Raw genomic sequence first — 21,978 nt, 5'->3', positions numbered from 1 at the left:
TTTCACACTTATTTTATACCAATACGAATGTTTCTTCGTGCCTACCATTTACCAACAAATCAGAGTTTAATTTAGTTTTTATATTTCAGTTTATATTTTTTGTTTATTAATACTATACTCTAAATGAATACTAAATACATTGACCTGATTAGTCAAACATTTGACTTCCCTCAAGAGGAGTTTGAGCTCAAAGAGAATGCCCTTACTTTTCATAATATTGACTTGATGGGGCTGGTAAAGAAATACGGCGCACCATTAAAATTCACCTATTTACCTAAGATATCAGAAAATGTCAATAGAGCAAAATTTTGGTTTAAGAATGCGATAGAGAAAAATGATTATAAAGGTTCTTATCATTATTGCTATTGTACTAAAAGTTCACATTTTGAGCATGTACTTACTGAAGTGCTTCAAAATGAAGTGCATATCGAAACATCTTCTGCTTTTGATATAGAGATTGTAGAGCGCTTAAAATCTAAAGGGAAAGTTACGAATGATACGTTTGTGATTTGTAACGGTTTTAAAAGAGAACAATATATTTGCAATATAAGCAGGTTGATCAATGAAGGACATCATAATTGTATTCCAATTATTGATAATTATGAAGAAGTTGATCTGTTATCAGAAAGTATAGGAAGAAAATTTAAAATAGGAATACGTATCGCATCAGAAGAGGAGCCAAAATTTGAGTTTTACACTTCCAGATTAGGTATTGGGTATAAAAATATTATTCCGTTTTATAAAAAACACGTAGTAAATAATACTCAGGTAGAGTTAAAGATGTTACATTTCTTTATCAATACAGGTATAAGAGACAATGCCTATTACTGGAATGAGTTGCAGAAATGTCTAAAAGTATATGTGGATTTAAAAAAGATCTGTCCATCATTAGACAGTCTCAATATTGGGGGAGGTTTTCCTATTAAAAATTCATTAGCATTTGAGTATGATTACCAGTATATGATTGATGAGATTGTCAATCAGATTCATAGTACCTGTCTGGAAGGAAATGTACCTGTACCTAATATATTTACAGAGTTCGGTAGTTTTACAGTGGGAGAGAGTGGAGGAGCTATTTATGAGGTGTTATATCAAAAACAACAAAACGATCGCGAAAAATGGAATATGATTAATTCTTCTTTTATCACAACATTACCGGATACGTGGGCTATTAATAAGCGTTTTGTAATGTTAGCAGTGAATAAATGGGATCATGAATATGAGCGGGTTTTATTAGGAGGATTAACTTGTGATAGTGATGATTATTATAATAGTGAGCAACATATCAATGCAATTTATTTGCCAAAATACAGAAAAGACAGACCTCTGTATATAGGTTTTTTTAATACAGGAGCCTATCAGGAAACTATAGGAGGTTTTGGAGGGTTACAACATTGTTTGATTCCACAACCAAAACATATTTTGATAAATAAAGATGAAAATGGTAACTTGAGTACCCAATTATTTAGAGAACAGCAAAAGAGTGAAGATTTTTTACAAATACTAGGCTATAATGAAAATTAAAAACTATGCTGGTATACCAGACCAGTTCGCAAAATTAGAGAATTCAAAGATTGTTTTAATTCCAGTTCCTTATGATGGAACCAGTACTTGGCAAAAAGGGGCTGATAAAGGTCCTGAGGCTTTCTTAGAAGCTTCTGCCAATATGGAATTGTATGACATAGAAACGGATACAGAAGTCTATAAGCAAGGAGTATATCTGGAAGAAGCTGTAACCGTAAATGAATCTCCTGAAGCACTGGTGGATGCTGTCCATAAGCTCACTAAAAAGCATATTACAAGAAATAAATTTGTGACCGTTTTTGGTGGCGAACATTCTGTTTCTATAGGTACGATAAGAGCATTTAATGAGTGTTTTAATAATTTAACGGTATTGCATATTGATGCTCATGCGGATCTACGTCCGGAATATGAGGGAAGCTCTTGTAACCATGCTTGTGCCGTATATGAGGCAAGTCAACAAACCAATTTAATTCAGGTTGGGATTCGCAGTATGGATCGTATTGAGAAAACAATTATGAATACAGAGAAGACCTATTTTGCGCACGATATGGTAACCGATGAATATTGGATGGATAGTGCCATAGATCAGATGACAGATAATGTATTTATTACTTTTGATCTGGATGCCTTTGATCCTTCTATTTTACCTTCCACAGGCACACCAGAACCAGGTGGTCTATTTTGGTATGAAACTATGGAGTTTATGAAGTCGGTTTTTAAAGAAAAGAATGTAGTAGGCTTTGATATTGTAGAATTATGCCCTAATGAGCATGATAAATCTTCTGATTTTTTAGCTGCAAAACTGTACTATAAATTACTTAGTTATAAATTTATGGAAGAAAATGCAGATCAGGAATATGTGGGAGCACAACAAGAAATAAATTCTTCTAAAACAAAAAAGACGAATATATACGATGAATAATAAAGGTCCTGTATCAAAATTTATACAAAAGCATTTTCTGCATTTTAATGCTGCAACCTTAGTAGATGCTGCAAAAGGATATGAAGATCAATTAAATAAAGGAGCCAAAATGCTGGTTTCTCTGGCAGGAGCTATGAGTACAGCAGAATTAGGCAAAATCTTTGCAGAAATAATACGCAAAGAAAAAGTTCATATTATTTCGTGTACAGGAGCTAACCTTGAAGAGGATATTATGAATTTAGTAGCTCATTCGCATTATAAACGTATACCCGAATACCGGGATCTGACTCCAAAAGACGAGTGGGCATTATTAGAAAAAGGATTAAATCGTGTTACAGATACCTGCATTCCAGAAGAGGAAGCTTTCAGAAGGTTACAACAACATATTTATAAAATATGGAAGGACGCTGAAGATAAAGGAGAACGATATTTCCCGCATGAATTTATGTATCAACTACTATTGTCTGGAGTATTAGAGCAATATTATGAAATTGATAGTAAAGATTCTTGGATGTACGCTGCTGCAGAACAAAATCTGCCTATGGTGGTGCCAGGATGGGAAGATAGTACGATGGGTAATATTTTTGCTTCGTATGTTATGAAAGGGGAGCTTAAAGCCAGTACAATGAAATCAGGAATTGAGTATATGACGTTTTTAGCGAATTGGTATACTAATAATTCTAAAGAAGGAATTGGATTCTTTCAGATAGGAGGAGGAATTGCAGGAGACTTTCCTATTTGTGTAGTTCCTATGTTATATCAGGATATGGAACAGACGGAAACTCCTTTTTGGAGTTATTTTTGTCAAATTTCGGATTCGACAACTAGTTACGGTTCCTATTCTGGTGCAGTACCCAACGAAAAAATAACCTGGGGTAAATTAGATATAAATACTCCAAAATTTATTATAGAAAGCGATGCGACTATTGTCGCACCTTTATTATTTGCTTATATTTTAGACATGTAATACCCATGTTTATTTCAAGTGAAAAACGGTATAGATTGATTGACCAAAAACCTAAAGCCTACCACTATGAGACGAGTAATTGTTGACTATAAAAAATTAAATAATGACATTTTAGACCTTCTTGTAGAGAAGTTTCCCGATGGCTATTCTGATAATGATATCATAGCCTTCAAAAATCAGCATAATGAAGCGATAGAAGCAGTCGAGGTGCGTACTGAAGATACTATTTATCTGGTAAAAATCAGTCAGCGTCTTGTCGATACTATGGAGAAGTATGACGATGACGATGATACTACTTCTACCTTAGCAAGCGATGAAACTGAACTCGAAGGAATTGATGATGATTCATAAAAAGATTGTTTTTTAGTGAATTGTTCTTCAGCTGATTTTAATAAATCTAGTATTACTTTTTGTATACTAAAATTTAAAGTGACATATTTGAAAACTGAATTTCTTAAATAATTGTGAAAACAGAAGTTTCAGAATTCATTTAATTACTTTAGTTAAATCACAATGAAATAACGTTTCATTTCTTTAGTTAAAGTGAATGACACGTTTATGAACAATATATTTTATTTGCTACTTATTTTTATCGGACTAAACCTAAACGGTCAAACAGCAAATGGTCATACAAAAAAAACATTCTTTTTTATACCGGAAATTTTAACAGGAAAAACGATGGAGGCTAATACACTCTTTCCTACATCTAGTTTGCAAAAAGGAGTGTTTCTAAGTATTGGTACTAACAATGATTCTGAAGATATAGCTTGGATGAGGTACTTAGGATATCCTAAAACTGGCGCTACTTTTGGAATCACTGATTTTGGAAATACTGAAAAAATAGGAATTTCATATGCATTGATGCCTTTTATAGAGTTTGGGTTATCAAAAAAGAAAACCAATCGATGGAATCTCCAGGTTGGGTTTGGAGCATCATATCAAGATACCTTGTATGATATAGAAACGAATCCTTTTAATAAAGCGATTACCACAAAATTTAATTGGTCATACAGGTCATTTTTGTATTATGATTTTATAGCACGAGCAAAAGCTAATTGGCGTTTGGGGCTAGGCTATATGCATCACTCTAACGGGCATACAAGACTACCTAATCAAGGGCTTAATTCATTACAAGTAAGTGTTTCTTCATTGATCAACTCAAAATCCGAAATAAAGGAAACACAAGGATATAAAAAACAGTCAGAGAAAAAACGAAGTTCTCAGCGTTATTTTGAAGTAAGAACAGGAATTGGTCAGAATGTTTTATCTGAAGTTTTTAATGATAAAAAGGAGGTGTATTCTGTAGCTGCTTCTACAGGCACAATAATTAATAAGACTTTCAAATTCGGAGGAGGAATTTATTATCGATTTTATGAGCACTATTATGACTACATCAAGAATGATGGAGAACTAGTGATAGAGCAAGTACCCTTTTTTCAGGAAAACCCATTTAGATATGCTACAAACTATGGATTGTTTGGTACTGCAGAACTTCTTTTAGGTCATATAGGTCTGGAGTTTGACATTGGATTGAATATATCTAAACCTTTTTATAAAATTGATTGGCAACTTAGTCAGGGGTTTGTGTATGATGATGTCTACTATTTAGGTGAATTAGATTGGTATTATGAGGTAAAAAGAACTATCTCCAGTAGAATGGGAATTAAATATTACGTTACAAATACAAACAAATCTCCAAAGAATAATTTTTTTATTTCAGCACATATCAATGCTAATTTAGGACAGGCTGATTTTTCTGAATTGAGTATAGGGTATGTATATCGTTTTAATAAAAAAATGCGAGCACAACGATAAATCACAATCGTGTAGTTTACTTCATATGCAGATATGAATTATGATAGTTTATTAGCTAAGTTTACTAATTTCTAATAAATATGCGGCCGCAGTAAACGGAGTAATCTTTTGCTGTTGTATTGCTTCTAATTGCGAGGGTAGTGTTTCTTTAATTTTTGGGTGGTTATAAAAAGAATGCTTTAATTGCTCCTCTATTGTCTGTACTAACCAAAATTCATTCTGACGAATTCTGTTTCTTTCAAAAAATCCATTTTTTTTAGTGGTATCCAGATAGGTTTGAATAATTTTCCAGATATCGTCTATACCCTCATTAGTCAATGCACTACAGGTATGTACTTCTGGAGACCAGTTGCTTTCTGCTATAGGATAGAGGTGTAATGCTTTTTTAAACTGACTTTTAGCTTCCAGTGCAGCTTTTATGTTATCTCCATCTGCCTTATTAATTACTATAGCATCTGCCATTTCTATAATTCCACGCTTAATCCCTTGTAATTCATCTCCTGCACCAGCTAACTTTAATAAAAGAAAAAAGTCTACCATACTATGTACTACAGTTTCGCTTTGTCCCACACCAACGGTTTCGATAATGATAATATCATATCCCGCTGCTTCGCATAAAATAATTGATTCGCGGGTTTTGCGAGCTACCCCGCCCAATGATTTTCCTGATGGAGAAGGTCTTATAAAGGCTTCCGGTGATCGAACAAGTAGTTCCATTCTGGTTTTATCACCTAATATACTCCCTCCGGATATAGTACTGCTAGGATCTACAGCAAGTACAGCTACTTTTTTGCCTTGTTGTATGAGAAGATTTCCAAGCGCTTCAATACATGTACTTTTACCAACACCAGGAACTCCGGTAATTCCTATTCGTATTGCCTTATTACTGTAGGGTAAGCATTTTTCTATTAGTTGTTGTGCTTTTTTGTAATGCTTTTTTTGCGTGCTCTCTACTAAGGTGATCCCCTGGCTGAGTGCGGTAGTTTTTTTAGCAATAATTGCTTCAAAAATAGCAGGTACTGATACTTCTTTTTGCTGCAACTTCATAAAACGATCCATTGCCTTCTGATTAGTTCCGGAAGGAATAATAGGAGATTGATTTTTTGATGTTGAATTATGGCTAGTCACTGTATTGTTTTATAACAATTATTTATTTTTACTCTAGTCCTGATGTGTATAGCATTTGTTGTAGAAAACTATGAAACTTTTAATGGTATAGCTATCGCCGTTCGATCCCATGCCAGATACATAATCGTAAAATCGTTTGCTTCTTCAAAATAAATAGAAAATTGTTCAACAATGTTAAGTAAAGGTAATACTGGTACTTCTATAGTAAGCGCATCATATTCTGGATTTCTAGAGGGAGTTCCATCAATCATGCTTACTCCCCAATCATAAGAGTATCCATTAAAAATGACTTTCCAGGAATCTTTACCAGGAATCGTCCATAAAGTATAGGTTCCCTCTCTTAATACAGTACCATCAACTAATATATCTCTGTTGGTTGTAAAAGTAGTCGCTTCATTTGCTCCTGTTCTCCATACTTTTTCAAAAGGCACTAAGTCACCAAAAATGACTCTCTTTTTTTTATAAGGTCTGTTATAGAAAACCGTAAAAGTAGCATCTCCGGAGATATGACTTACAGTTTCTTCCGGACTGTGTTGCTTTGTCATGGACTTAACAATAAATACCCCGATACATCCAAGGATCAGAACTCCTGTTATGATTAATATAGTTTTTTTCAGACGCTTTGACATGTGTATGGGATTTGAAGATTAAAGATACTACTTTTACATATTAATGTATATATATTTATGTATTTTTGAAACCTTACCGCATGCGTATGGTGGAGAAATCCTATAAAAAGTTTACTTCAGACTATAGTTTTACAGATGAAACCTACGTAATTGTAGGCTCTGGAATTGGAGGGTTAAGCACGGCTGTATTTTTGGCAAAAGCAGGAAAAAAAGTTGTGATTTTAGAACAACATTATACTCCGGGAGGCTTCACACATACTTTTAAGAGACGTAATGGGTTTACTTGGGATGTAGGAGTTCATTATGTAGGTAATATGGCTAGGGATTCTCAACTTCGTAAAATATTTAATTACCTGTCTGATAAAGAATTAGAATGGGATGCATTAGGGGATCCTTATGATGTGGCGTATATAAACGGAAAGAAATTTGAATTCGTAAGTGGAAGAGAAAATTTCAGACAAAAATTTCACTCTTATTTTCCTAAAGATACTATTGCTATAGATGATTATTTAGATTTGCTTGATAGATCTTCAAAAAGTAATCTCCTTTTTTTTGTGCAAAAAGTATTTCCTTTTGTCTTGCGTAATACTGTAGGACATATTTTTAGAAAATTACATAAAAAATGGTCACAGAAGACAACGTATGATATACTTAGCAGTTTAACGAATAATCAAGAACTCATTGCTGTTCTATGCGCTCAATGCGGAAACTACGGTTTATCTCCTAAAAAAAGTAGTTTTGCAGCACATGCTATTGTAATTAATCATTTTATGGAGGGCGGGTACTATCCTAGAGGTGGTGCCAATAGAATTCATGAAACAATTAGCAAGCATTTGAAGACATTAGGAGTGGATATTTTGATCAATGCTAAAGTGAATAAGATTATTACTGCAGGAACATCAGTAAGAGGTTTAGTAATTAATGATAAAGAATTTACTTGTAAGCGCGTTATTAGTAATACAGGTATACATACTACTTTTTTACATTTACTGGATCAAAAGGTATTACAGAAGAAACATCAGATTTTAAAAAGCCTGAAACCTTCTACAAGCCATCTATGCCTGTATATAGGATTGGATAAAAGTGATGAGTATTTACAGTTACCTAGACACAATATATGGTGGTATGCACATAAGGATACGGATGAGATTCTGAATGATAAAGAAAGTTTATCAAAAGACCAGCTCTCATTTGCTTATATATCATTCCCTTCAGCAAAAGATAGTACCTGGGGTAGTAAACAACAGCATCGTGCTACAATTCAATTGATAAGCAATGCCAGGTACGAAAATTTTGAAATATTCGAAAATGAACCTTGGTTGAATAGGGGTGAAGAATATGATCAAATTAAGGAAAATTTCAAGAAAAAGGGAATTGCATTACTTAAAGAGTTATATCCTCAATTAGAAAATCATATCGTTCATGCAGAGGTATCTACACCCGTTACTACACGTACCTTTAGTAATTATAAGAAAGGAGAAATATATGGTTTATCGCATACTCCCGAGCGTTTTAATACACATGTTTTGAGACCCAAAACACATATCAAAGGATTGTATCTTACAGGTCAGGATATAACCCTTGTGGGACTGTGTGGAGCGATGTCTAGCGGTATTCTGACAGCATCTACTATTATTAAATGGGATATGAGTAAGCAATTTAAAACCATAATGACCAACTATTAAATATGTTTAGATAAACTTTGTTATTCTTACAAAGTTCATCACATTCACGGCACACGCGTTTCGTTGTGTTATAAGATCATTAGAAATTGATGCTGGAATTTCTTTGGTTTCAAGAATCGTATCAATATGGTTTATAATTTCTTTAGAACAATCTATATTATTCTGTATGAGATGGATCACATTATTTATCTCATTATTCTTCTGATGTTTTTGTACTGTTTTCATTTGCTTTATTACGCTATTAATTGTTGGTTTATTGATGTTATAATGCAGTATTAGTACTTACTTCTTATAAACCCTTACCTTACGAGTCGTTAATTTTTTATTAATATTTTGATAATCAGTATCTTCTGTTTTTTTAGTTATTTTTTATCTATAATTTTGCAACAAGAAGCGCAAGTGTCTCGTCTTTAGAAGAGAATAACACTTAGAACTGGTTTACACGTAGAATATCACTAACCAAAACAATAAAAGTTTGTTACAAAGCGACCTAATAGAAAAATGTAGGGCCAATGATCGAAAGGCACAGGTGACACTATACAATAAGTATAGCAATGGTATGTATTATGTTGCATTGAGATTCCTTAAGGATCCATTTGAGGCAGAAGAAGCGATGCAGGAAGGTTTTATAAAAGCATTTATGAAGCTTCATCAATTTACAGGTGATGTAACTTTTGGTGCCTGGTTAAAAAGAATTGTGATCAATAAAAGTATTGATATGCTAAAAGCGAAGAAGATGAATATGGTAGCGATTAATGAGCAGGTAATGGCTACGGTAGATGATCAAGAAGACTGGTCTGTTGCGGATTCTGTAACCATAGATGAAGTAAAAGGAGCAATAGAGAAATTACCCGAGAAATATAAGTACGCTGTGATGTTATTTTTGATAGAAGGGTATGATCATAAAGAAATAAGTGAAATATTAGATATTACTCCGGTTGCATCAAGAACACTGGTTCATAGAGGAAAGAAACAATTACAAGAACAATTAAAACATTTAAGAGATGGGACAGGATATTAGAGAGTTGTTAAAACAGGATAATCAGATTCCTTCCGAATATATTAGAGAAGGACATCAACAGCGGTTTATTTCCAGATTAGATAAAGAACTTCCTGTCAAAGAACGTACGCTTAATTTTGGATGGCTAAAGATAGCTGCGAGTATTGTTGTTATTTTATCTGTTTCGATACTTACATTTAATTATTCGGGTACAGCGATAGATGATGGAACAGAATTGGTACATACAGATGCGACAAATGCGACTGTAGTATTGGATAAGCAACGCTCACAGCTTGCAGAAATTTCTCCGGAGTATCAAAAAGCAGAAAATTATTTTTTAACCAGTATAAAATTTGAATTATCTCAGATAAAGGTAGATGATACTAATAGAGAGCTGGTAGAAAGTTTTATGAAGCGTTTAGAGAATTTAGATAACGAATATAAAGAGCTAAATACAGAGTTAATTAAAGTAGGCCCTAATATGCAAAGTGTAGAAGCCATGATGGAAAACCTGACCTTAAGGCTTTCATTACTTAACAGATTAAAAGATAAACTAAAAGAATTAGAAAAAATCCAAAATGAGAATTACACAGATATACAAGTTTAATATCATTGCACTCAGTGTTGTATGTGTAGCAGGAGTATTTGCTCAGAATAAGCAACATAAATTAAGTGAAAAGTTTGCTGTAAATAATGATGTTACTGTGCATCTTAATACAAGTCATACTTCGGTTGTATTCGAAACCTGGAACAAAAATACTGTAGGAGTAGAAGCATATATAGAAGGAGATCAGATTACAGAAGAAAATAAGGAACGTCTATTAGGGAACTGGCAAGTACAGGTTTTGGGTAATAGTAAAGAAGTAACTATAAAATCAATTACTGGTAATTTTTGGTCAGGAACGATATCGGCAACATCTAATGGTCAGAATAAAGGAACACAGGAATTCAATAAACTGGGATCTATGATTACTGATATGTTAGGGCCGATTCTACAGAAAATAGAAAATAATCCCATGCCTAGTGCACTCTCAGAGAATCTTGCCAGCATGAATTTTGATACTAATAAGTATAATAAAGATGAAGAGAAGTATATAAAACAATGGGGAGATCAGATTCGTGAGAAATTCGGAGATAATTCTGAGAATGTTTTAAAAGGTTGGGCAAAAGAATTACAAAATAATACCGTACAGGTAGGTCCGAAAATGGAAATTCCACTGGGAAGTTGGGAGGGAGGACAGTTTGCACAGCAGATGCAAAATTGGTCATCACAGTTTTCTGGAGATGTTCAGATTATGCAAAGAAATGGAAATAATGTTACAGTTTACAGGTATAGTTCTGGTTCCAATACGGCAAAGATCGATAGAGTTATAAAGGTAATGATACCAAAAGAGGCGGGTCTGAGACTTAATGTACGTCACGGAGATGTTAAGTTAGCAGAAAAGGCGATCAATGTTGTAGCATCATTAGCGCATACAGCATTAGAAGCTAATGTGATTGATGGAGACAATACCTTTATAAGAGCATCTTACTCACCTGTATCAATTAAACAGTGGAATACAGGGAGGTTAGTAATTAATTACGTTAAAAATTGCAGAATCCATAGTGCAAGAAATTTACGAGTGAATGCCGACTCCAGTAATCTATTCATACAAGAATTAGAAGAAAATGCAGCGATATCCGGAAGTTTTGGAGCTATTACGGTGGATGCTCTTTCAGAATCATTCTCTACATTAGATCTGGCAGTAGAAAACAGTGATTTTAAATTAAATTTACCGGAAACAGCTTTTAATTTAACATATAGTGGAGCTCAAAGCAGGATTTCATTACCCAAAACAGTAGAAGCAAATGCGCGTAGAAATTTCGGAAATGTATTTGTTAGTGGATTTCAGGATACACGTAATACGGATAAGATTATAACGATTAATGCTAAGTATAGTGATATAGTATTAAAGTAAGAATAGTTTATAGTAATAATGTGTTAATTTTAAAAAAGCTTTGCTATTATATAATAGTGAAGCTTTTTTTGTTTAGCTGATATTTGCCTCTATTATGTTTGCTATTATTTAATAAGAGAGAATGAAATAAGTTGTACAAGTGAACATTTAAATGATCTAGTTAATACCATATATAAAAAGTCTCTTTTAAAATACCCCTAAATAAAAAACATATATAGTATTACTCATTAATTGACAATTAGTTAGCGTTTTTTTTAGAGAGAAATATTCGCTTAAAATCGATTTTTAGTCTTTTCACCCGTATTATATGTTTTTCATCTATGTTATTATTGGTTTTTATTTTTTAATAAACTGAAAATGAGTGTATTAAGTTTTATTTTTGTACAAGAAGCTCTTTTTTGTGTCATTGATCGAAAATTGAAACCATTTGGTCTAAAAGGTGTCATTTTTTTTCGTGAAACGAGTTTTTAGTAATAATATTGTATGGTAACCACGTAATTTTATTACATTATAACGGGCATATTATGAGAATATTACTACTTTTTTTTACTTTTTTAATTACTTTGAATACCACAGCTGCTAATTTTGAAGACGATGCTTTAGAAGTAGTACAAGAAGGTTTAATAGTAACGGTTGTTAATTTTGAAGAAGGAGATAAGATTAAATTATTCGAATTAGAAACAGGTGTTCATATTTTGTCAAAAACAATTGATCAAGTAGATCTAAGTTTATTACCAATCGGTAAATATTTATTAGAGAATAGTCAAGGTAAGTCTGCAGTAATAGAAAAAACAGATCTTGAAATTATTATAGAAGAAAGTTTAGGAACTGATTTTATCGTAGATACAGATAGTGAGTTTACTTCTTACAATGAGGTAAATATAGGTGAAGAGTTAGAAAACTATTATGCTCCATCAGAATCAAATGAGTTATTAATTGCTCGAGATGGAGATTTAATTACTGTGGTAGATTTTGAAGAAGGGGATAAAATTAAATTGTTTGAGGTAAAAAACAAGGTCCATGTATTATCTAAGACTACAGGAAAGATTGATTTATCTCAATTGGCTTCCGGGAGGTATTTGATAGAGGATAACCATGGTAAGTTTATTCAGATAGAGAAAGAAGAAGAAGTAACAACATATGTTGCTGCTTTTTAAGTAAAATATACAATTTTAGAATTCAATTTTTATAATAGTAATTTATTTGGGGAAAGACCTATCAAGTATTTGATAGGTCTTTATTTTTTGATTTTCAGCAACTGGAAGTATTATCGCCAGGACTTTAGGATGCTTCTTGCTTCTCTAGGTTTTTAGTCATTGTAAACCCAGTGAATAATCCAGCACCTGCCATTAAGAATATAGTGCCTGGATATGCAATTTCTTCTTTTACTCCAATAATATCATTTAGAATTCCTGCAATAAAAATCCCTGCACCAATTCCCATTAATAATAAAGAGAAGTTGAGAATAAAAACTTTCCATACTGGTGTAACTCTTTTTTTACTACTGTAAAATATAGAAGCGTCCGCACCTTTTTCAATAAGTGCCATGCGTTCCTTATTTCTGGCAGTAATAAATAAATAAATAACACCAAAAATAGATCCAAAAAAGGCTAAAGGGATAATAATTTCTGCTAGATTCATAGTTTGATTTTTTATGATTAATACTGTTCGTTTTTTTACTATGACGAGATCTTGTTTCTATCGGTTACATAAAATGTTGTTTTTATTTTTAATGTATATCATTTTGATATAAACCAATAGAATAATAGAGTTAAATCACTGATGACGTATCCATATTTTAGTGTATAAAGTTGAGTTTTATTGTAACCAATAGTAAAAAGCAAGCGTCTTATAGATACATGAACCATCAATCAGATCAATATTATATTAATAAGATACTTGCAGGAGATATAAATGCTTTTTCTACACTAGTAGAACGGTATCAGAGTCTGGTATATACGATTGCTTACAGAATTACTAAAAATAAAGAAGAAGCAGAAGAGATCGCACAGGACACATTTGTAAAGGCATATACATCTTTGCCTAACTATAGAGGAGAGGCTAAATTTTCTACTTGGTTATATACAATTGTTTATCGTAGAAGCTTAGATATTGTTAAGTCTAAAAAGCGGAGTATAACTTCAGAGCAAGTAGAAGAAATCAGTGAAGAGCATATAGAGATAGTTCATGATGCTTTAAGTTATCTACAAGAAAAAGAAAGAAAAGAAATTATAGGAAATTGTATATTGAAATTAGCAGAAGATGAAGCTACAATTATTACACTTTATTATTTTGAAGAAAAGAATATCAAAGAGATAAAGGAAATTATAGGTCTGACTGAAGATAATATAAAAATAAAATTATTTCGAAGCAGAAAAAAACTATATTCGATACTAAAATATTACGTTTTACCAGAAATCAATAGTACAAATGGAAGAGCCATATAAAGACATACAAAAATTAGTAAAAGAGGTGGGAGCAGACCATCCTTCCTCTTATTTTGTAAAAAATGTAATGGATGAGGTTATGTTAGTTTCATCACAGAAACAATTTACATACAAGCCTTTAATTTCCAAAAAAACCTGGGCATTTATTATATTTAGTTTTTTAAGTTTAATAATAGTACTACCATTTTTTGCAACAGATACAGTATCTATGGTAGCTAATATTGATTTTTCTTTTCTTTCTAATAACCTTCTTAAAAAAGCATTTACAAAGTTTAAATTTCATAATATAACCGTATACAGCGTATTATTTTTTTCAATATTATTCATTGTTCAATTATTCTTTATAAAACGGAAAATAGACAAAATGTTCTCCTTTTAATTTTAAATTAAATCTAATTAGTATCCTAAGAATATTAGTATCTTTGCAATCGATTTTATCGGGATGTGGCGCAGTCCGGTTAGCGTACACGGCTGGGGGTCGTGTGGTCGCAGGTTCAAATCCTGTCATCCCGACTAAAACAAACCCTTCGTTGTCAATTGAGAACGAAGGGTTTGTTGGTTTTAAGGATGCAAAGGTGGCAGTAGAGGTGGCAGCAAAAACTACACTAATCGAAACATTTAAACTAGTTAATAAATGGGGATTTCAGAATATACCACAGTTCAAAAAAGCAAGGCAGGTACAATCAGATTTAGTAAAAGGAGATTATGTTTACTTTTTTATGTATCTACAAAAATAAAAAATGTTATTAATGGGAGAAGGAATAGCTACATACCATTCCCTCTTATTAATTGTCACTACTCTATTTCGATACCAGTATTCATTTCAATGAATTTTATTTTAGCATCTTCTTTTGTAATAAAAATTACCACGTAGTCAGTTAAATAATTTGAAAGATTATGATTATTCAATTTTCTGTGAATTAGTTATTTAGAAAAATCATATTTTATGCATTTATCCAACTTACCTAGTTTAGTCTCCATTATTTGTTCCACTAAACAATGTTCCTTATCCATTTTCATATTATAAATAGATTTAGGTTGAGATGTAGCATTTTTTGTAACTAAAATCCACTGATCATTTTTCTTGACAAATTTAGAAATTACTGCAAAATTCTTATAAAGTAATCCGTAGGTTACATTAAGGGTATCGTTAATTTTAAAAAGTTCTATTAAATTCAAGAATTTTTTATCTCTTTCTCTATAAATTTGGCTATGTTTTTTAAATACTACTTTTTTATCAAATTTTTTTCAAAAAAAGGTTCTTATAATAGGGTGCTACAAAATCATTAATAACAATTGTTAGCCCTTTCTCTTTTTCAGGCTGTTTGAAGAAAAAATCAATGTGATTAAGATTTAATGCACTTTGTAGAATATCATTTAACTCTTTATGATCAAAAGAAATTTCCTCTTTACCTTTTATAAAGACAGTTTGTGAGTTGCAATTAGTTGAGAATAGAGTAGTGACTATTAATAAAAATAAATACTTCATATTTTTTTTCATAAATAAAGTTAAAATCGATTCCTTAAAAGTTTAATGAGTTCAAATTTCTGAAATTTAAACTTTCTGTTCTCGTAATTCTTATACAAGAGAATCGATTTAAAATACTTTTGCCCTTGTTTAAAACGATTCTATAAAATTCTAATGAAACTTAAGTTTCTCATATTAATTTCTTCCTTGCTTTTTGTTCCTCTAACCTCAGGGGAAGTATTCAATACGCAGCCTTTAGAATGTATTACTTCAGAAGCTGAAGAAGAAATTTATCTTGATATAATTACACCTATTGTTGATGATATTAGTATTGAGGATGGTGGGAGTTTTAGAAATGAAATACTGCTTCACAAGTATAGTGATATACAATACGTAGAGATTTCTACAAGACCCAATATTTGTTCTTTTTCTAATAGTGCAGGTTTGAACAAGACACCACATTATATCACATATTGTCGTCTCAAGATTGCTTGTCAATCCTATACTTTAAAGTCCTAACGATTTAGGCATTTCTCAGTATTTAAAATTTTAATTCAATAGTCAATTAGTCCGGTGCTATGCAATCGTACTCAAAATTTCAATTCATTTAAATAATTAAAGTAATGAAAAGAATTCCCATTGTTATAGTCTTACTGATTCTGTTAGGCTACACAAGCTGTAATCAACACAAAAAAGAACATAAAGAACAGGTCAGACATTTGGTAACCAGTCCAATTAAAATGGATACTATAATTACCAAAGATTATGTATGTCAAATCCAGTCTATAAGACATATCGAATTAAGAGCTCTTGAAAAAGGGTACCTACAAAAGATATCTGTAGATGAAGGGCAAACGGTAAAAGAAGGGCAACCGATGTTTAAAATAATGCCAAATGTCTATCAGGCAGAATTACAAAAAGCTGAAGCTGAAGCCGATGTAGCCGAAATCGAGTTTAAAAACACTAAGTTATTGGCAGATAAAAATGTGGTCTCCCCGAATGAATTGGCTATGTCTAAAGCAAATTTTGAAAAAGCGAATGCCGAGGTTACTATGGCAAAAACTCATCTAGGGTTTACAGAGATTAAAGCACCTTTTGATGGTATTATGGATCACTTGCACGTAAGAGAAGGAAGTCTGCTGGATGAAGGTGAATTGCTAACTACTTTATCTGATAACAGTAAGATGTGGGTATATTTTAATGTTCCTGAAGCTGAATATCTGGATTATATTACAGATGGCCATAAAGATGACAGAACAGAAGTAAGCTTATTAATGGCAAATAACAAAGAATTCAATCATAAGGGAATTGTAGAAACCATAGAAGGTGAATTTAATAACGAGACTGGTAATATTGCATTTAGAGCGACATTTCCAAATCCAGAAAAGATTCTTAGACATGGGGAAACGGGCAGTATTTTAATGAAGATCCCACTTATGAATGCTCTTATCATTCCACAGAAAACAACTTTTGAAGTACTAGACAAGAAATTTGTCTTCGTGCTGGATAAAAATAACGTGATTCAACAAAGAGAAATTTTTATAAGTGCTGAACTACCTCATTTGTTTGTCTTAGAAAAAGGACTTTCTGAAAACGATAAGGTATTATTAGAAGGGATTCGATTGGTAAAAGAAGGAGAACAAATTGCTTATGATTTTCTTGAGCCTGAAAAAGTGATGTCAAGTTTAGACCTCTATGCAGAATAATCCACCCGTAAATAGCAAAAGAAATGTTTAGTCAATTTATAAAAAGGCCTGTATTAGCCATAGTCATCTCTGTAATTATTGTTTTTACAGGATTGCTTTCCATCAATAAATTACCCACCTCTCAATTTCCTCAGATAGCCCCAACAACAGTTAATATTTTTATTGCCTATCCGGGCGCAAGTGCTGATGTATTGGTAAAATCAACCTTGATTCCTCTAGAAACATCCATTAATGGTGTTCAGGGTATGCGTTATATTGCTTCAGATGGTACCAGTGCCGGCGAAGGTACTTTGCGTATTATTTTTGAACCGGGCACAGACCCTAATCAAGCTGTTGTACGCGTAAAAACAAGGGTAGATCAAGTCATGCCATTATTACCACCTTTGGTACAACGTGAAGGCGTCATCATTACGCCGGTTCAACCCAGTATGCTCATGTATGTGAATCTATATAGTGATGCAAAGAAAAATGATGAAAAGTTCTTATACAATTATGCTTATACCAAAATCGTACCTGAATTACAACGAATTAAAGGTATTGCTAGTGCCAAAATATTGGGTAGTCGTAAATATGCTATGCGTGTGTGGCTAAAACCGGACCGCATGCGTGCCTATAATATATCAGCTGAAGAAGTTTTGGAAGCTATCGATGAACAAAGTGTCATTGCCAGACCAGGGAGACTGGGAAGAAGTTCTGGAAAACAGGCTCAATCTCTGGAATACGTACTTACATATGAAGGAAGGTTCAATGAGGCAGACCAATACAAGAATATTATTATCAAAGCAAATGAGGAAGGTGAAATCCTCACGTTGGGAGATATTGCGGAAGTAGAATTAGGAAGTGAGTTTTTTGATATCTATTCCAATCTTGATGGAAAACCTTCCGCATCCATAGTATTAAAGCAGACGTTTGGTAGTAATGCTAGTGACGTTATTGATACTGTAAAAGATAAATTAAATGAACTCGAAGAATATCTCCCCCCGGGAGTAGACTATAAAATTAGTTATGATGTTTCTAACTTTCTAGACGCATCCATAGAACAAGTAATACATACACTAAGGGATGCATTTATCCTGGTGGCTATTGTGGTATTCCTGTTTTTAGGGGATTGGAGGTCTACACTTATTCCAATAATAGCTGTACCTGTTTCATTGATAGGAGCATTTTTTGTGATGCAGCTATTTGGGCTCTCTATCAATTTGATTACGTTATTCGCATTGGTACTGGCGATCGGAATTGTAGTGGATGATGCTATTGTTGTGGTTGAGGCAGTTCATGCCAAAATGGAGGGAAACCATAATCTCACACCTTACCAGGCAGTAAAAATAGTAATAGGTGAAATTGGTGGTGCAATTATCGCCATTACACTGGTCATGGTATCGGTTTTTGTACCAGTATCGTTTATGACGGGTCCCGTTGGAGTATTCTACAGACAATTTTCAATTACAATGGCAGGTTCTATTATAATTTCAGCCGTTGTCGCATTAACACTGACTCCGGTATTATGTGCGATGATTTTGAAAAATGACCACAACAAACAAAGAAAGAAGACACTCATCAACCGATTTATTGATTGGTTCAATAGTAGATTTGAGAAGTTAACAGGACGCTATGTTAATATTTTAAAGCGTATTGTAAACAGAAGGGTTGTCACTTTTGGGATTCTATTGGTTTTCTGTGTAGGAATCTTTGTAACAAACAAAGTCTTACCAGCAGGATTTATTCCGAATGAAGATCAGGGTACAATTTATGCGATTATTCAAACGCCTCCAGGTGCTACATTAGAACGCACGAATGAGGTTGCTAGAAATCTACAGTTGTTATGTGAGGAAATAGAAGGTATAGAATCCGTCTCATCACTTGCAGGATATGAGATTATGACTGAAGGACGTGGCTCCAACGCCGGAACTTGTTTAATAAATTTGAAAACTTGGTCAGAACGAGAAAAATCGGTACATGAAATCATGGAGGAATTAGAAGAGAAAAGCAAGGATTTAGGTGCTATAATTGAATATTTTGAACCCCCTGCAGTACCTGGTTTTGGATCCTCGGGTGGATTTGCGATGCGTCTGCTGGATAAGACCGATGATACAAATTATCAGGAATTCGAAAAAATAAACAACACGTTTATGGATGCATTACGGGAACGGAAAGAACTCACAGGTCTTTTTACCTTTTTTGCGGCAAACTATCCACAGTATGAGCTTAAGGTCAATAATAAAGCAGCCATGCAGAAAGGGGTTTCTATAGGTAAAGCAATGGAGAATCTTAATATTCTTATAGGGAGTACCTATGAACAGGGATTCATTAAATTCGGACGATTCTTTAAAGTGTATACGCAGGCAGGTCCAGAATATCGTAGACTGCCGTCTGATTTGGAAAAACTTTTTGTTAAGAATGAAACAGGAGAAATGGTTCCCTATTCTTCTTTCATGACCCTTGAAAAAAAATTAGGGCCTAATGAGATTACACGTTACAACCTGTATAATTCTGCAGCAATTAGAGGTCTTCCGGCAGCTGGGTATACTAGTGATGACGCTATCAAAGCCATACGTGAAGTAGCCAAAGAAAAGTTACCCCGTGGATATGATATTGCTTGGGAAGGACTTTCATATGATGAGGCGGGTCGCGGTAACGAATCCATTTACATTTTTGTAGTGGTATTGATATTTGTCTACCTTGTTTTAGCCGCCCAATATGAGAGTTTTCTATTGCCTTTGGCGGTGATTTTATCACTTCCCATTGGTATTTTTGGTTCATTCCTGTTACTTAAAGTAATGGGCTTGGCAAACGATGTATACGCTCAGATTGGACTCATCATGTTGGTAGGGCTGCTTGGTAAAAATGGAGTGCTGATTGTTGAATTTGCAGTACAAAGCAGACGAGAAGGTGCCACTATATTGGCAGCCGCCATTGAAGGTGCAAAGATGCGTTTTCGACCTATCCTAATGACCTCCTTTGCTTTTGTTGCGGGATTGATTCCACTGGTAATTGCTACAGGAGCAGGTGCCATTGGGAATAGAACTATAGGTGGTTCTGCTATGGGAGGCATGCTTATCGGAACCTTAATTGGTGTTTTGGTGATTCCTGGGCTGTACTACGTTTTTGGTAGAATGGCTGATGGTCGAGGATTGATTAAAAATGAGTCTGATGAACCGGTTTCTGAAGAGTTTATAAGAACTTCTGAGGGCAAAAGTGAAACCAAAATGGAATTAACCCGAATAAAGAAACTGTTACAAAAGCTTACAGCTAGAAAAAAAACGAATAAGTAATGAAAACATTTTTCAAATATAAAAAATCAGGTATACTCTTTTTTGTTCTGTTAGCATTCTTGCAATCCTGTGTGCCAATTAAGAACATACGGGAAGCAAATACTACTGTTCCAGAGTTATATCAAAAACAATTGAACGACACACTTAATAACGGAGTGGTTCCCTGGAAGGATTTTTTCTCCGACTCATATTTGAACACTCTTATTGATATCGCACTGCTAAATAATCAAGAATTAAACATCATGTTGCAACAGATAGCAGTTGCTAAAAATGAAATTAAGGCACGAAAGGGAGAATATCTTCCTTTCCTTAATTATTGGGCAGGAGCAGAAGTGGAAAAAGTAGGAGAATTTACCCGTAACGGTGCTGTGGAAAGCAATTTATCAATACGAGAAGAGGACGCATTTCCAGATCCTTTACAAAAGTATACGACAGGATTATTTGCTTCGTGGGAACTGGATGTATGGAAAAAACTCCGTAACTCAAAGAAAGCGGCTGTGATGGAGTATCTCGCCAGTATGGAAGGCAAGAATTTTATGGTAACAAATCTAGTTGCCGAAATAGCATATGCCTATTATGAATTGATTGCTTTGGATAGTCAATTGACTATCATAGAGCAGAATCTTGAAATTCAACAAAACGCCTTGGCAATCGTTAAACTCCAAAAACAGGCTGCTCGCGCTACCGAGTTAGCGGTAAAACGTTTTGAAGCAGAGGTATTGAAAAACAGGAGTGGTAAATATGAAGTTAAACAACAGATTGTTGAAGCTGAGAACAGAATCAACTTTTTGTTGGGTAGACAACCTACACCAATTAACAGAATATCAGAAGATTTCTTAGACACTCCTATTAATACTGTATCTACAGGAATACCATCGCAATTACTACAAAATCGTCCCGATATAAGAAGGGCTGAGTATGAGTTGGCAGTTACTAAATTAGATGTAAAAATAGCAAGAGCCAATTTTTATCCATCATTTAGTCTAAAGGCAGGAGTTGGGCTCGAGGCATTTAGACCAAAATTTTTGACTTCAATCCCTGAATCCCTTTTTTATAGTTTGGCAGGGGATGTTGTTGGCCCATTAATCAATAGAAATGCTATTAAAGCCGAATATAGTAATGCCAATGCCAAACAATTAAGAGCCGTTTTTGAGTATGAGAAAACTATTCTAAATGGATATATGGAAGTAACTAATGAATTGTCCAATATTGAAAACCTGAAAAAGAATTATGAGTTTAAAAATGAGCAGGTTAATGCGCTCACAAAATCTATAGAAATAGCAAACCAACTTTTTCAATCTGCACGTGCAGATTATATGGAAGTATTGCTTACACAACGAGATGCATTAGAATCTAAAATAGAGCTTGTAGAAACCAAAAAAGAGCAGATAATGGCTAGGATTTCAGTATACCGCGCTCTTGGGGGTGGATGGAAATAATAATCCTTAAAAGAAACA

The 21,978-nt window shown here is 33.5% G+C and carries 23 protein-coding genes and 1 tRNA gene; 18 read left to right on the top strand and 6 right to left on the bottom strand.

Annotated elements, in window-relative coordinates:
• The first annotated feature begins 123 nt into the window (after positions 1–123).
• The 5 genes from ABD816_RS15505 (at position 124) to ABD816_RS15485 (ending at position 5,228) form a co-directional block, all read left to right on the top strand.
• Complete coding sequence (locus ABD816_RS15505; RefSeq protein WP_344928938.1) at positions 124–1,524, top strand: arginine decarboxylase; 1,401 nt, start codon at positions 124–126, stop codon at positions 1,522–1,524.
• Entirely contained in the window at positions 1,514–2,446 is a 933-nt protein-coding gene (speB, locus tag ABD816_RS15500; protein ID WP_344928936.1) for an agmatinase, read from the top strand. Before ABD816_RS15505 ends, speB begins: the two co-directional genes overlap by 11 nt.
• On the top strand, positions 2,439–3,413 hold the full coding sequence (locus ABD816_RS15495) for a deoxyhypusine synthase family protein (protein WP_344928935.1): 975 nt from the start codon (positions 2,439–2,441) through the stop codon (positions 3,411–3,413). The genes speB and ABD816_RS15495 overlap by 8 nt, the downstream gene beginning before the upstream one ends.
• A 66-nt stretch (positions 3,414–3,479) precedes the next feature.
• Positions 3,480–3,764: a hypothetical protein gene (locus ABD816_RS15490; RefSeq protein ID WP_344928932.1), complete on the top strand. Its 285-nt coding sequence runs from the start codon at positions 3,480–3,482 to the stop codon at positions 3,762–3,764.
• Positions 3,765–3,971: 207 nt separating this feature from the next.
• Complete coding sequence (locus ABD816_RS15485) at positions 3,972–5,228, top strand: acyloxyacyl hydrolase (RefSeq protein WP_344928931.1); 1,257 nt, start codon at positions 3,972–3,974, stop codon at positions 5,226–5,228.
• A 51-nt stretch (positions 5,229–5,279) separates the two neighbouring features.
• Here ABD816_RS15485 and meaB read toward each other — a convergent pair whose 3' ends face one another.
• The gene (gene meaB, locus ABD816_RS15480) at positions 5,280–6,356 is read right to left on the bottom strand and encodes a methylmalonyl Co-A mutase-associated GTPase MeaB (RefSeq protein ID WP_344928930.1); all 1,077 of its coding nucleotides are present in this window, start codon (positions 6,354–6,356) and stop codon (positions 5,280–5,282) included.
• A 68-nt stretch (positions 6,357–6,424) separates the two neighbouring features.
• Complete coding sequence (locus ABD816_RS15475) at positions 6,425–6,985, bottom strand: DUF2911 domain-containing protein (protein ID WP_344928929.1); 561 nt, start codon at positions 6,983–6,985, stop codon at positions 6,425–6,427.
• 65 nt (positions 6,986–7,050) lie between these two features.
• Between ABD816_RS15475 and ABD816_RS15470 the strand changes: the two genes are divergently transcribed.
• A complete protein-coding gene (locus tag ABD816_RS15470) occupies positions 7,051–8,670 on the top strand; it encodes a phytoene desaturase family protein (protein ID WP_344928927.1) in 1,620 nt (539 codons plus the stop codon).
• A 6-nt stretch (positions 8,671–8,676) separates the two neighbouring features.
• On the opposite strand, the gene ABD816_RS15465 is transcribed toward ABD816_RS15470, so the two are convergent.
• Positions 8,677–8,895, bottom strand: a complete 219-nt coding sequence (locus ABD816_RS15465) for a hypothetical protein (RefSeq protein ID WP_344928925.1) — start codon at positions 8,893–8,895, stop codon at positions 8,677–8,679.
• Between the two features lie 250 nt (positions 8,896–9,145).
• On the opposite strand from ABD816_RS15465, the gene ABD816_RS15460 reads away from it, so the two are divergent.
• The 4 genes from ABD816_RS15460 to ABD816_RS15445 all read left to right on the top strand — a co-directional run bounded on the left by ABD816_RS15460 (position 9,146) and on the right by ABD816_RS15445 (position 12,785).
• Entirely contained in the window at positions 9,146–9,691 is a 546-nt protein-coding gene (locus tag ABD816_RS15460; RefSeq protein WP_344928923.1) for an RNA polymerase sigma factor, read from the top strand.
• Complete coding sequence (locus ABD816_RS15455; protein ID WP_344928921.1) at positions 9,675–10,277, top strand: hypothetical protein; 603 nt, start codon at positions 9,675–9,677, stop codon at positions 10,275–10,277. Before ABD816_RS15460 ends, ABD816_RS15455 begins: the two co-directional genes overlap by 17 nt.
• A complete protein-coding gene (locus ABD816_RS15450) occupies positions 10,249–11,628 on the top strand; it encodes a hypothetical protein (protein WP_344928919.1) in 1,380 nt (459 codons plus the stop codon). The genes ABD816_RS15455 and ABD816_RS15450 overlap by 29 nt, the downstream gene beginning before the upstream one ends.
• A gap of 524 nt (positions 11,629–12,152) precedes the next feature.
• On the top strand, positions 12,153–12,785 hold the full coding sequence (locus ABD816_RS15445) for a hypothetical protein (RefSeq protein ID WP_344928917.1): 633 nt from the start codon (positions 12,153–12,155) through the stop codon (positions 12,783–12,785).
• Positions 12,786–12,909: 124 nt separating this feature from the next.
• Here ABD816_RS15445 and ABD816_RS15440 read toward each other — a convergent pair whose 3' ends face one another.
• Positions 12,910–13,269, bottom strand: a complete 360-nt coding sequence (locus ABD816_RS15440) for a DUF6249 domain-containing protein (protein ID WP_344928915.1) — start codon at positions 13,267–13,269, stop codon at positions 12,910–12,912.
• 218 nt (positions 13,270–13,487) lie between these two features.
• Here ABD816_RS15440 and ABD816_RS15435 point away from each other — a divergent pair, with 218 nt between their 5' ends.
• From ABD816_RS15435 to ABD816_RS15420, 4 genes are all read left to right on the top strand, one after another.
• Entirely contained in the window at positions 13,488–14,075 is a 588-nt protein-coding gene (locus ABD816_RS15435; RefSeq protein ID WP_344928913.1) for an RNA polymerase sigma factor, read from the top strand.
• A complete protein-coding gene (locus ABD816_RS15430) occupies positions 14,059–14,454 on the top strand; it encodes a hypothetical protein (RefSeq protein WP_344928911.1) in 396 nt (131 codons plus the stop codon). Before ABD816_RS15435 ends, ABD816_RS15430 begins: the two co-directional genes overlap by 17 nt.
• Positions 14,455–14,513: 59 nt before the next feature.
• Positions 14,514–14,588 (top strand) — tRNA-Pro (locus ABD816_RS15425).
• Between the two features lie 17 nt (positions 14,589–14,605).
• Entirely contained in the window at positions 14,606–14,812 is a 207-nt protein-coding gene (locus ABD816_RS15420) for a hypothetical protein (RefSeq protein WP_344928909.1), read from the top strand.
• A gap of 187 nt (positions 14,813–14,999) precedes the next feature.
• Here the strand turns inward: ABD816_RS15420 and ABD816_RS15415 are convergent, their stop codons facing one another.
• Both ABD816_RS15415 and ABD816_RS15410 read right to left on the bottom strand, forming a co-directional pair.
• Complete coding sequence (locus ABD816_RS15415; RefSeq protein ID WP_344928908.1) at positions 15,000–15,254, bottom strand: hypothetical protein; 255 nt, start codon at positions 15,252–15,254, stop codon at positions 15,000–15,002.
• A 58-nt stretch (positions 15,255–15,312) separates the two neighbouring features.
• A complete protein-coding gene (locus tag ABD816_RS15410; RefSeq protein WP_344928906.1) occupies positions 15,313–15,564 on the bottom strand; it encodes a hypothetical protein in 252 nt (83 codons plus the stop codon).
• A gap of 153 nt (positions 15,565–15,717) precedes the next feature.
• On the opposite strand from ABD816_RS15410, the gene ABD816_RS15405 reads away from it, so the two are divergent.
• From ABD816_RS15405 to ABD816_RS15390, 4 genes are all read left to right on the top strand, one after another.
• The gene (locus tag ABD816_RS15405; protein WP_344928904.1) at positions 15,718–16,062 is read left to right on the top strand and encodes a hypothetical protein; all 345 of its coding nucleotides are present in this window, start codon (positions 15,718–15,720) and stop codon (positions 16,060–16,062) included.
• 104 nt (positions 16,063–16,166) lie between these two features.
• Entirely contained in the window at positions 16,167–17,249 is a 1,083-nt protein-coding gene (locus ABD816_RS15400; protein WP_344928903.1) for an efflux RND transporter periplasmic adaptor subunit, read from the top strand.
• A 23-nt stretch (positions 17,250–17,272) separates the two neighbouring features.
• Positions 17,273–20,521: an efflux RND transporter permease subunit gene (locus ABD816_RS15395; RefSeq protein WP_344928901.1), complete on the top strand. Its 3,249-nt coding sequence runs from the start codon at positions 17,273–17,275 to the stop codon at positions 20,519–20,521.
• Entirely contained in the window at positions 20,521–21,960 is a 1,440-nt protein-coding gene (locus ABD816_RS15390; RefSeq protein ID WP_344928899.1) for a TolC family protein, read from the top strand. Before ABD816_RS15395 ends, ABD816_RS15390 begins: the two co-directional genes overlap by 1 nt.
• Positions 21,961–21,978 lie beyond the last annotated feature (18 nt).

The organism is Aquimarina addita, assembly GCF_039539305.1.
Lineage (GTDB): Bacteria > Bacteroidota > Bacteroidia > Flavobacteriales > Flavobacteriaceae > Aquimarina > Aquimarina addita.
Note: the sequence above shows the minus strand (reverse complement) of the source record. Positions and strands in the feature narration are given on the sequence as shown.